This window comes from Mucilaginibacter sp. P2_A5, from assembly GCF_056404995.1.
Map to the genome: position 1 here is coordinate 19,357 of NZ_JBFUCY010000004.1, position 12,030 is coordinate 31,386.

Genomic DNA, 12,030 nt, shown 5'->3' on the forward strand with positions numbered 1-12,030 from the left:
CCAAAGTTAAAAATCTTGATACTTATTACTTGATACTTACTACTTAAAAACTAATGCTCCCTAACCCTTTTCTTCAACACCCCACCAGCTGCTTCTTTGATGCTGTTGGTAAATACAAATGCTTTGGGATCGATACTATGCACCAGGTTTTTGAGGCGGCGTACCTCGAAGCGGGTTATTACGGTGAAAATGATATCAACAGGCTGGTGTACATCAAAGCTTTCTTTTAAAAAGCCGCGCTCGCCTTTATATATGGTGATGCCCCGGCCCAGTTCCATCACCAGTTTTTCTTTGATGATCTCGCTTTGCCCCGATATGATATTTACGGCGGTGTATTCCTCCAAACCATCAATCACAAAGCTGATGGTGCGGGATGCCGTGTAGTAGGTTAATATAGAGTATAATGCGGTTGGCAAGCCAAGTTCAAATGCGGCAATCAGGAATATGATGATATTGATGCCTAAAATAATCTCGCTGATAGTAAAACTACTGCGTTTTAAGGTGTAAAGTGCCAGGATCTCTATCCCATCTAACGCGCAGCCGCCACGAATGGAAAGGCCAACCCCCAGGCCCATAAACACGCCGCCGAATATGGATACCAGTAGCTTATCGGATGTAATAACCGGATAAGGCACATACAGCAAGCAAACCCCAAGCCCTATTACGCAGGCAAAAGTTTTGAGCGCGAAAGACCTGTTCACCTGGAACATTCCCATAATGATAAACGGAATATTGGCAGCTATGATCACAAAAGCGATGTTGATGTGATAAAGTTCATGAATGAGCAGGGATATACCCGTTACACCCCCATCAAAAAATTGGTTAGGTACCAAAAAACCTTTCAGGGCAAATCCGCAAAATAAAATCCCGATAATTACGGTTACTACATCCTTAATTATTTCAGATAAACTATGTTCCGGTTTAGTCATGTATAGTACTTTATTTTAATCTTTCAATTATTGTACGCAGGTGCTTTTCTTTTTCAGCTTCTCTTAAACCGATAGCTGTTTTGGTGAAATAGCGATGGCTTTTCAGAAAGCTTACCTGCTGTTTATCCCACTCCTGTTCTGTTTTCAGTTTATGGGTTATTTCAAGTTCCGAAAATAACCTTTTACTAAGGATAAAAAAATCATTCCGGCCTAAATAATCCAAATCGGCATCACAAATAATTTCGCCCAGCTTGTTATGCGGTTTCTGTGGTATTTTGGTAGCCATAATAACTTCACAAACAACGGCTATTTCGGCATCTGTATAACTAAAGGCCGGCAGGCATTCGCGGGCTATTTTACAAGAGTTGGTTTCATGATCATCCAGTCCATACAAAAAACCCGAATCATGAAACAGGGCGGCTGTAAGCAGCAAAGTAGTGTCTGCTAAATCGATACCCTCGCCCAACGCTAACTGTTTAGCAGCGTTGTATACATCCTGCGCATGGGTAGCGTTGTGGTAGTAAAAGTATACCGGGAGTTCGCGTTTTATTTTATCCAGGATAAATTCCCCGGCCTTATCAATCTGCATTGGTTATAAATTGGCTGCTAATATAATAAAATGAGTTATTGTACATGAATGTGATGCGCCGGCATAAATAAGTTACGCAGATGCCAGGAGATTCGCCTTTATAGTTTGCCTGTCGGATGATGGGTAGCCTCTACGAGGCAAAATATTTTTTGTTTTTGTTGCTACAAACGGGTAGCCTCTACAAGGCACACTATCGCCTGTAAATACTTAGCAGAATTATAAAAAAACTGTAAGCTTTCTTTAGGACGATAGCATTTACTTTTATGTAAACTCCTTTCAGAACAAGACACATTTTAGCAAGCAAGCTTTGCCTCGTAGAGGCTACCTGTTTGTAGCAATATTTATCTGAAATCTTTTTTTGCCTCGTAGAGGCTACCTTTTTAAATAGCGCTCGCGTTTTAAAAGTTTCAACGCGACTTACCTGACGCGGGTACGCCCCATGCTGATGTATACGTGTAAAAAACTATATTAGCTACATGAATGATTGGTTCAAAAACTACAAGGGCATCATATTGCTGATGGCCGGTATCATAGTTGGCAGTATCGCCGGCATTTTTTTAGGCGATAAGGTAAGTATTATCAAACCCATAGGCGATATTTTCCTGAATCTGTTATTCACAGCCGTAGTCCCCCTGGTTTTCTTTGCCATAGCATCGGCCATTGCCGGGCTGGATGCCACAAACAAGCTTGGTAAATTATTGGGGGTAACCTCACTGGTATTTGTGGGCACCGTACTGGTAGCGGCTATGATCACTATTATAGCCATCTGGATCTTCCCTATCCATCAGCATTTGGTGGCCAACCCTATAACCGAAGCTATAGACAAAAAACCATTAGGCGATCAGCTCACCAACCTTTTTACTACCAGCGAATTTTACCAGCTGCTATCGCGCAAAAGCATGATGGCCATGATCATATTTTCGGTACTGATTGGCTTTGCCACCCTTAATGCCGGCGAAAAAGGCGCTGCTTTTACCCGCTTTTTGCATAGCGGTAACGAGGTGTTTAAAAATATTTTTATCCTGATCATGAAACTGGGGCCAATTGGTTTGGGGGCTTATTTTGCTTACCAGGTGGGCGTATTCGGTCCGCAGCTATTTGGGGGGTACGCCAGATCAATGGCTTTGTACTATGGTGTGGGCGCGTTTTATTTTGTGGCCATATTTAGCCTTTACGCTTTTATAGCGGGCGGCGTAGGTGCGGTAAAAAGGTACTGGAAAAACAACATTATCCCATCGGCTACAGCAGTAGGCACCTGTAGTAGTATTGCTACCATCCCGGCAAATTTAGATGCCGCAAAAAAAATGGGCATCCGGGATGTTATCGCCAACGTGAGCATCCCCCTGGGTGGCACTTTGCATAAAGATGGTTCAAGCATATCGTCCATCGTAAAAATGGCGGTGGTGTTTGCCTTGTTTGGTAAAAGTTTTAATAATGTAGAAACCATCGTAGTGGCGCTGGCCTTAACCGTACTGGTAAGCCTTGTTGAAGGCGGCATACCCAATGGCGGTTATATAGGCGAATTACTGTTTATATCGGCCTATGGTTTTCCGCCAGAGGCTTTACCTCCGGCTATGATCATAGGCACACTGGTTGACCCCATGGCCACCCTGCTGAATGCCACCGGCGATACCGTGGCAGCCATGTTGATTTCCCGTTTCGTCGACGGCAAGAATTGGATGGGCCCTGAACCTGTAAAGGAGTTGACAGAAATTTAGTTGCCTGGTTATATTGTTCCTGACGGATTGAAAGGTTAATTACTTTATTGCCCTGATTTACTTTACCCCGGTCACCGGCACGCCGCGACCGCTAACCTGGCAGTTTTTAAATTTCAGACACCCGATTTTTCATGTTGCTTTTTCTGATTTTTTTTGCAAAAATTTTCATTTTATTTTTGTGTCAATAAATAGCGCATTTATTGCTGAAAAGTGTACATTAATTGCCTTATTTTTACTTGTTTATGCATGAATAAACGGTGTTTTTGAAATATAAAAGGAAGCGCGTAAATTTGTACTGTTTACCCACAAAAAAAACAGTTTACATGTTATTTTACCATGTATTGGAGTTGTGGAATTCAATTAATTTGTAAGGGTTTTCACCATCAATTTTGCCCACATACTTCACGCCAACAGATTGATTATATTTGTGAAACATCACATCTGCCATGCTACATATTTTATACATCATAGCTATTATTGCCGAAGCCATGACCGCTGCCCTATCGGCAGGGCGCAGGGATATGGATTGGGTGGGCGTTTGTATTATTGCCTGGGTAACTGCATTAGGCGGTGGCACTGTACGCAATATCCTGTTTAATCATTACCCCATGAGCTGGGTTGAGCACCCCGAATACCTGGTAATAACCGCCGGCGCAGCTATACTGGCCGCCATTATAGCCCGCCTGATGACCAAAATGAAAACACTTTTCCTGTACCTGGATGCGCTGGGTTTGGTGGTATTTACCATTATAGGCTGCCAGATAGCACAGCAAATAAGCCTGCCGGCTACTATTGTATTATTAAGTGGCATGATAACGGGCTGTGCCGGCGGCGTGCTGCGCGATGTGCTTTGTAACGAGGTACCTTTACTATTCCGCAAAGAGATTTATGCGAGTGCATCGATAGTTACCGGGGCTGTTTATTTAGGGATAGAATATCTTGGCGCAAGCGATCCGGTTGCCATTGTAATAGCCTGTAGTGTTGGACTGGCATTACGCCTGCTATCCATCAAATACAACTGGCAAATGCCCAAATTTGTTTATAGGGAAGAATGGCATTAGCCTTGTTTAAGACGACTACTAATTGTCATCATGAACGGTCAAATCTTGCGAATTCTGAAGTGGAAATGACAATAAAAACCATGTCATTGCGAGCGCAGCGTGGCAATCGCGAACTGTACAGGTCCACCTATATAGTTCGCGATTGCTTCGTTCCTCGCAATGACATAATTGTTATTGAGCCTTATTTAATAACTAAACCCGCCATCGTTCCCCCTTCAGGGGATTAGGGGGCTTCGTTTGATAAGGAGTAAGGCACATCGCTGTCCTTTACCCCTCTTGCTTTATTAGGCGTTGGGGCCATATTAAAGTTGATGGATGTGCCTTTTAACAATTCCCTGTGGCTTAACCAGTTTAAATCATAAGGCTTGCCGTTTACACTCATGGTATTGATGTACCTGTTGGCGTAGTTGTTATTGGCGGCATTGATAGTTACCGTTTTGCCGTTCTCGAGCTTTAAGGTTATCTTTTTAAACAGAGGCGCACCCAGCACATATTGGTCGCTGGCCGGCGTTACCGGGTAAAAGCCCATAGCCGAGAATACATACCAGGCCGAAGTTTGCCCGTTATCTTCATCGCCGCAATAGCCATCAGGGGTGGCTTTGTATAATTTGTTCATTACATCACGCACATGCAGCTGGGTTTTCCATGGTTCGCCGGCGTAGTTGTACAGGTAAATCATGTGTTGTATAGGCTGGTTGCCGTGGGCGTACTGCCCCATATTTACAATCTGCATCTCGCGGATTTCGTGGATAGTTTCGCCGTAATAGCTATCGTCAAAAACTGGTGGTAATGTAAATACCGAGTCGAGCTTGGTTACAAATTGCTTTTTGCCCCTCATCAGGTTTATCAGGCCCTGGATATCGTGGAATACACTCCAGCTGTAATGCCAGCTGTTGCCCTCGGTAAAGGCATCGCCCCATTTAAACGGACTAAAAGGCGTTTCAAATGAACCATCCTTATTTTTACCGCGCATTAACCCGGTTGATGGATCAAACAGGTTTTTGTAGTTCATGCTGCGCTTTTTGTAAACATCTGTTTCAGCAGCAGGTTTGCCTAAGGCTTTACCTAATTTATAAATGGTGAAATCATCGTAAGCATACTCCAGGGTACGGGCTGCATTTTCGTTTATCTTAACATCATAAGGCACATAGCCTAATGTGTTGTAGTACTCCACCCCTTCGCGGCCGGTTGCAGCAGGGCCTTTGTTATTGGCGCCGTGTACCAGGGCCTCGTACAGTTTTTCGATATCATAACCTTTGCCACCTTTTAAGTAGGCTTCGGATACAACAGATGCAGAGTTGTTGCCTATCATTACAGCAGAATATCCGGGACTCGACCATTCCGGCAGCCAGCCGCCTTCTTTATAGTCGTTAATAAGACCTTCCTGCATCTCTTTATTGATCGAAGGATAAACCAGATTCAGGAACGGATACAGCGCCCTGAAGGTATCCCAAAAGCCCGTACCGGCAAACTTATAACCGGGGAATACTTTACCTGTAGATGCGCTATAGTGTACAATATTTCCTTTCTCGTCTATCTCATACAACTTATTCGGGAAGAAAACCATCCGGTACATGCAGGAGTAAAAAGTACGAATTTGGTCGATAGTGCCGCCCTCAACAGTTAAGCGGCTAAGGGTTTTATTCCAAACGTCTTTAGCTTTTTGCTTGGTTACATCAAAGCTGTCGTTGCCCACTTCTCTTTTCAGGTTCAATTCGGCCTGTTCAATGCTGATGAATGACGACGCTACGCGCAGATGCACTTTCTCGCCGTGGGTAGTTGCAAAACCAATTAAAGCGCTGGCATGCTCGGCCTTCAGTTCCAGGCCATTGCTCAGAGTAGTATCGCTGTAGGTTTGCGCCAGAGTTATGGGCTTATCTACATAGATAACAAAATAGTTTTTAAAGTTTTTTAACGGGCCGCGGGCGTATTTGGTAGAGTAACCTACTATCTTTTTCTCGCCGGGAATAATCTTTACGTATGACCCTTTGTTCAGCGCGTCTATCACAATAAAAGAACTATCAGTTTTGGGATAGGTAAACCTGAACTGGGCTGCCCTTTCGGTCGGAGTAATCTCGGTAGTTACATCATGATCGGCCAGGTAAACGCTGTAGTAGTAAGGCTTCGCTGTTTCGGCTTTGTGCGAAAACCAGCTTGCCCTGCCGTTTTGCGATACTTTTAAATGCCTGGTTACCGGCATGATAGCAAACTGCCCGTAATCATTCATCCATGGTGATGGCTGGTGGGTTTGTTTGAAGCCACGTATTTTATGGGCATCATAAGTATAAGCCCATCCATCGCCCATTACACCGGTTTGGGGTGTCCAGAAGTTCATACCCCAGGGCAGTGCTATCGCCGGGTAAGTGTTACCGTTGGATAGGTCATAATGCGAGTCGGTACCCATCAGCGGGTTAATGTATTCAACAGGGTCGGTTACTTTATTTACCTGCTGCGCCATGGCACATGTAGCAGCCATTAATAATAAACCTATGAGTACAATGTTTTTCTTCATTCGGGGCGACATTTAATATTTTTCAATTTACCTGTAAATATAAAAGACCAGCTGCATTGGCCGGTCTTTTATATTTAAATATTCAATTCTATTTTACCATCCTGGGTTTTGGGTTAGTTTAGCATTAGTACTAATCTCGCGCTGTGGAATAGGCCACAGGTAATACTGAGCTTTCATGATTACATTTTGCTCGTTTTTGGTTGATGTAGCATCGCCAAACGTGTTGTTGATAACATCATAAATCTGGTGGGTACGCTGTATGTCAAAATAAGCTTTGTTTTCATACGCCAGTTCATGATAACGCTCTTTCCAAACCTCTTTGCGGAAGGCGTCCTGGCTTAGTGCCCCGATCGGCCCCAGCTGTGCGCGTGCGCGTATTTTGTTTACCTGGGCAATTGCCGTGGCATTTGGCGCTCCTTCTGCTTCGTTGCTTGCTTCTGCATAAATCAGCATAGCTTCAGGCAAGCGCAAAAAGGTCCAGTTTTCATCGCTTTGCCCATTACCTGTAGCACTCTCTACGTGGAAATATTTGTAAAGGGCATGCTCGCCAAAGTTGATAATAGTACCATCTTTAGATGATGGGTAACTTGAAAAATAAAACTGCCTTTCTTTTGTACGTAAGTCGCCTGCCTCATAGCTGTTAAAAAACGCATTGGTAGGGATCATCGCCCCAAGGTGATCGCCATATACACCAACCAGTAAGTTAAATGGAACTGTTAACTGCGGGATGGCGTTTGTGGCTACACCAACCAGGTAGTTGGATTGAAATATCAATTCGCCCTGGTTTTTGTGTGCATTGTCATGCAGATAATCATACTTATCAAACAAAGTGTATGCGGTACCATTTATAACCGGTAATATTTCGGCAGCAGCCAAAGCATAATTCGCAGTCTTTTTAAGCGGAAAACCAGCTGTAGTTAAATAAACACTGGCTAACAAAGTGCGCACTGCACCTAACGATACCTTACCTGTTTTATCAGACTCAGGCAGGCCCGATGCTTCCGCGGCTTTTAGGTCGCTGATGATCTGATCATACACAGCGGCGGCAGCTGTACGCGCAGGGTAAAGATTGGGGCTTGTAATAGTAACCGGTTCGGTAATTAATGGTACATCGCCGTATAACCTAACCAGGTGATAATAAAAAAACGCCCTTAAGAAATAGGCTTCGCCTAATAAAGCTTTTTTATCGGCATCGGCAAAAGGGGTTATTGGCGGAATATTTGCTATCGCCACATTGGCATTTGCTATGGCGCCATAGCTATTTTGCCATACATCCTCAAAACCCGGGTTAACCGCGTCGGTACGATTGTTTATAACGTTGTTATTATTAACACTCTGCCCTAATGATGTAGTATGACCTGCAAAAAGCTCAATGGTAATAAACGGACTTTCGCCGTAGGCATCGCCATTTTGAAACATGTAAAGCTTTTGGTAAATACCATTAACAAATATACGCGCCTGGTTTGCACTGGTAAAATAATTGCTTTTTACAAAACCGCCTTTGTTTTTTTCAACAAGTTCGTTTTTGCAACTACCAAGCATTATAGTGAGAATCAGTAATGAATAACCAATTCGGTATTTTTTTAAATTAAACTTCATAATAGTATGTTTTAACGTTTAAATTAGAAACTAACATTTAAGCCAAGCAGGAAGGTTCTTGGTTTTGGATAATCGTAAAACTGGATGCTTTGATTAAAGTTGCTGTTATTGTTAGGATTCTTAGGATCATAACCATAGGTAGAAACTTCGGGATCATAGCCAGTATACTTGGTTATAACAAACAAGTTTTGAGCCTGCGCATACACCCTTAACCTGCTCAATTTAATTTTAGCTATTGAAGCAGTTGGGAAAGTATAACCAAGGGTTACCGATCTGCCGCGGATAAAATTGCCGCTTTCAACTTTGGTTGAATAGATTTCTGTTTGGTAATACACGTAGGCTGGCCTGTCTTCGGCTATGCTTGTATTTTGATTGGTTGGTGTCCATGCATTCAAAACGGTGGCGTAGCTGTTAGCCTGACCTGTACGATCCTGACCTGAGTGGCGGGTTAGGTTCATGATTTGGTTACCATAGTTAAATTGCAGATCGATACCTAAGTCGATGTTTTTATACCGGAAGGTGTTACTTAATGTTCCGTATCCATCTGGTATCGATTTACCCAGGATCACTTTATCATCAGCCGTAATTTTTTCATCGCCATTAGTATCCTGTATTTTCAGGTCGCCTGGTAATTTGTTAAATATTGCAGCTTGCGATGCTTCGGAAGTGCCCCATGTACCCAACACTTTGTAACCGTAAAAACTACCTGCAGGTAAACCTACACGCATCAGGTTAAATTGTGAAAGGAAGGTTGGCGACAAAAATATATCATCGTTTGACGCACCCAAAGCCAATATTTTATTCTTTAAGAACGAGATATTGAATGAAGTATTCCAGGAGAAATCCTCGCTTTTGATATTTTGTGTACTGATAGTTAACTCCAAACCCTTGTTTTGCAGCCTGCCAATGTTTTTGTAAACACTGTTAAAACCGCTGGTTTCCGGCAATGGCGCGTTAAGCAACAAGGCTTTGGTTTTCTTTAAATAAGCATCCGCTTCAATATTAACACGGTTGTTAAATAAACCTACAGAGAAACCAAGATCAAACTCGGCGGTTTTTTCCCATGAAAGATCTTCGTTACCAATGGTAGTTTGCTGGGTACCTATAGCCTGCGCACCGTTAAACACGTAGTTAACCGTTCCAATTTGCGCCTGTGAGCGGTACTCGCCAATTTCGGAGTTACCTGTTAAACCATAACTCAACCTGAATTTAAGATCAGAAATAGTTTTGTTATCCTTCAGGAAATCCTCCTGCGATGCCCTCCATGCGAAAGCCGCCGATGGGAAAAAGCCGGTTTTTACATTTGTACCAAAACGGGAAGAACCATCCTGGCGGCCAGTTACTGTTAACAGGTATTTTTCTTTGTAGTTATAATTTAAACGTCCAAAATAAGAGCGCATTTGCCATGCATCATAATTTGAAGAAGGGATACCAGGGATAGAACCTGCACCTAAATTATAGTACTGGTAATAATTATCAGACAGGTTACTGGTAGACGCGCCTAACCCGGTTTGCTGAAAATTTTGCTGCTCGGTACCTGCAACTATGTTAATAGTATGCACCTTGTTAAAGGTCTTGTTATAAGTAAAGTGATTTTCCCATTGCCAAAAAGTATTGTTCTGCTCATCAATTGATGCAGAGCTTTTTGTTTGGCTTGCTACAGAACCACCAACTAACCCACTTTGAAAGTGAGGATTATAATTGGCAGATGTTGTTATACCCAGGGTGCTGCGAAACTCAAGACCCGGTATTATATTTATATTAAGGTAACTGTTGCCGCTAAAAATGCGTTTACGGTAAAGTGCTTCAATCTCGTTGGCCTGGGCTACCGGGTTATCGCCGCCTTCTAAGTTTGGATAATCTGTACGTTTACCATAAGTTCCGTCAGGATATTTAATTGGGATAAACGGCACCATCTCAATTAACATACGCGGAATGTTGTTACCTCCGGTACCATCATCAGCAGTACGCTGATCCTGGGCATTGTAATTTAAAGTAGCCCCAACTTTTAACCATGATTTAATTTGATTGTCGATGGTTAACCGGGCATTATAGCGTTTTAAATAACTATTTAAAATTATACCCTGATCATTGGCATAGTTTAAAAATAAACCGTAGGTTAATTTGTCTGATCCACCTGTAAAAGTCAGGTTATGATTTTGACTTACCGCATTGCGTGTGGTAGCTTTTTGCCAATCCACATCATATAACGGTTTAAGATTTGAATCAAATAACTTACCAATTAAGGCAGTGCGCAATTTAACCGGATCCTGATCAGCATATTTACCGGATGCCCAGCCGGTAGGGTCATATTTTTTAATGTTGGCATATGACAGATCCTCAACAGCCATAAATTGGGCTGAATTTAATACGGGCAACTCTTTTGCCATGTGGCCTACGCTTACGTAGCTATCATAGCTTACTGTACCCTCTCCTTTTTTACCACGTTTGGTAGTAACCAAAATAACACCGTTTGCACCGCGTGTACCGTAAATAGCAGTTGATGATGCATCCTTTAACACATCAACCGACTCGATATCATTAGGGCTTATAGCGTTACCGCCCTCTGTCCATATCACACCGTCAACTACGTACAAAGGATCTGTACGGGTGTTGATGGAACTGTAACCACGAATCCTGATCTTTGTATTACCACCTGGGGCGCCGGAGTTTGTTGAAACGTTTACACCGGCAATTTTGCCTGATAATTCCTGCTCCAGGTTGGTTTGTGGCCTTTCCTGCAAACCTTTAGCGCTTACGCTACCAACAGATCCTGTTAAATCAACCCGCTTTTGGGTACCATAGCCCACAACAACCACTTCGCTTAAGGCTTTTGGCGATTCGGCCAGCACCACGTTTAAAGTAGTTTTACCGCCAACAGGAACTTCCTGTGTTGTATAGCCTACAAAGCTAAATACCAGTGTTCCGTTTTCGGGTGCGTTTAATGTGTATTTACCATTTACATCCGTTTGGGTGCCCTGGTCAGATCCCTTGAGCCTAATGCTTACGCCCGGCAGGGGGCCTTTTGAGTCAGACACGGTGCCTGATACTTTGATGTCAGCGACTGGTGTACTAACTTCATCCTTCTTTTTAACCACAATGGTTTCCTGGAAAATTTTGTAGGTTAAAGGCTGGTCTTTAAAAGCAAGGTCAAGCGCCTGCTCCAATGAAACACCGGCAACTTCGATGTTAATTGCACTTGCTTTGGATACATCCTGCTTATCATACATAAAATGATAGCCAGTTTGTTTTTCAATAGAACGAAGAACTTTTTCGACACTTGCGTTTTTTTGGTGCAGGGTAACAACCTGGCTGTAGGTTTTAGCACTTACGTTGGTAAGTACCGCCACCATAATAATAACTGTTAGCTTCATAGCTAAAATTATTTTGGATAATTGGGGCCATACCAAAGGCGTGGCCTTAGAATTAAAATTCATAAGTTTGTAGAGTTTGGGTTAAACATTAACTTTCAATTCGTCGATTGCATTTTTTTGGGGCCCAGATGCTTAGCCGGGAAAGTACTGCGAATACTTCCCGGTTTTTTTGTTGGTTAAATCTTCGGCGTCATTACGTTTTTTTTAACATAAGTAACAAACCATTTTACCATGCAAGCCCCGCCCGG

The 12,030-nt window shown here is 42.9% G+C and carries 7 protein-coding genes; 2 read left to right on the forward strand and 5 right to left on the reverse strand.

The window, feature by feature from the left end; all coding sequences use genetic code 11:
* Nucleotides 1-50 precede the first annotated feature (50 nt).
* Nucleotides 51-929 carry a YitT family protein gene (locus tag AC1DXF_RS04620; RefSeq protein ID WP_090651951.1) on the reverse strand — a complete coding sequence of 293 codons (879 nt, stop codon included), beginning with the start codon at nucleotides 927-929 and terminating at the stop codon, nucleotides 51-53.
* Between the two features lie 10 nt (nucleotides 930-939).
* Nucleotides 940-1,518, reverse strand: a complete 579-nt coding sequence (locus AC1DXF_RS04625) for an HD domain-containing protein (RefSeq protein WP_477446601.1) — start codon at nucleotides 1,516-1,518, stop codon at nucleotides 940-942.
* A 476-nt stretch (nucleotides 1,519-1,994) separates the two neighbouring features.
* Here AC1DXF_RS04625 and AC1DXF_RS04630 point away from each other — a divergent pair, with 476 nt between their 5' ends.
* Nucleotides 1,995-3,236, forward strand: coding sequence for a dicarboxylate/amino acid:cation symporter (locus AC1DXF_RS04630; RefSeq protein WP_477446603.1), 1,242 nt, complete (start codon nucleotides 1,995-1,997; stop codon nucleotides 3,234-3,236).
* Between the two features lie 446 nt (nucleotides 3,237-3,682).
* On the forward strand, nucleotides 3,683-4,297 hold the full coding sequence (locus tag AC1DXF_RS04635; RefSeq protein WP_477446605.1) for a trimeric intracellular cation channel family protein: 615 nt from the start codon (nucleotides 3,683-3,685) through the stop codon (nucleotides 4,295-4,297).
* Nucleotides 4,298-4,520: 223 nt separating this feature from the next.
* Here AC1DXF_RS04635 and AC1DXF_RS04640 read toward each other — a convergent pair whose 3' ends face one another.
* The 3 genes from AC1DXF_RS04640 to AC1DXF_RS04650 all read right to left on the reverse strand — a co-directional run bounded on the left by AC1DXF_RS04640 (nucleotide 4,521) and on the right by AC1DXF_RS04650 (nucleotide 11,782).
* The gene (locus tag AC1DXF_RS04640) at nucleotides 4,521-6,809 is read right to left on the reverse strand and encodes a GH92 family glycosyl hydrolase (RefSeq protein ID WP_477446607.1); all 2,289 of its coding nucleotides are present in this window, start codon (nucleotides 6,807-6,809) and stop codon (nucleotides 4,521-4,523) included.
* A gap of 93 nt (nucleotides 6,810-6,902) precedes the next feature.
* Complete coding sequence (locus AC1DXF_RS04645; RefSeq protein WP_477446609.1) at nucleotides 6,903-8,408, reverse strand: RagB/SusD family nutrient uptake outer membrane protein; 1,506 nt, start codon at nucleotides 8,406-8,408, stop codon at nucleotides 6,903-6,905.
* 23 nt (nucleotides 8,409-8,431) lie between these two features.
* Nucleotides 8,432-11,782 (reverse strand): TonB-dependent receptor, encoded by a 3,351-nt coding sequence (locus AC1DXF_RS04650; protein ID WP_477446611.1) that lies wholly within the window; start codon nucleotides 11,780-11,782, stop codon nucleotides 8,432-8,434.
* Between the last annotated feature and the right edge of the window lie 248 nt (nucleotides 11,783-12,030).

Excerpts from the sequence above, each read along its gene's own strand:
- AC1DXF_RS04620 (WP_090651951.1), bottom strand. The coding sequence starts at position 929 with ATGACTAAACCGGAACATAGTTTATCTGAAATAATTAAGGATGTAGTA.
- AC1DXF_RS04625 (WP_477446601.1), bottom strand. The coding sequence starts at position 1,518 with ATGCAGATTGATAAGGCCGGGGAATTTATCCTGGATAAAATAAAACGC.
- AC1DXF_RS04630 (WP_477446603.1), top strand. The coding sequence starts at position 1,995 with ATGAATGATTGGTTCAAAAACTACAAGGGCATCATATTGCTGATGGCC.
- AC1DXF_RS04635 (WP_477446605.1), top strand. The coding sequence starts at position 3,683 with ATGCTACATATTTTATACATCATAGCTATTATTGCCGAAGCCATGACC.
- AC1DXF_RS04640 (WP_477446607.1), bottom strand. The coding sequence starts at position 6,809 with ATGAAGAAAAACATTGTACTCATAGGTTTATTATTAATGGCTGCTACA.
- AC1DXF_RS04645 (WP_477446609.1), bottom strand. The coding sequence starts at position 8,408 with ATGAAGTTTAATTTAAAAAAATACCGAATTGGTTATTCATTACTGATT.
- AC1DXF_RS04650 (WP_477446611.1), bottom strand. The coding sequence starts at position 11,782 with ATGAAGCTAACAGTTATTATTATGGTGGCGGTACTTACCAACGTAAGT.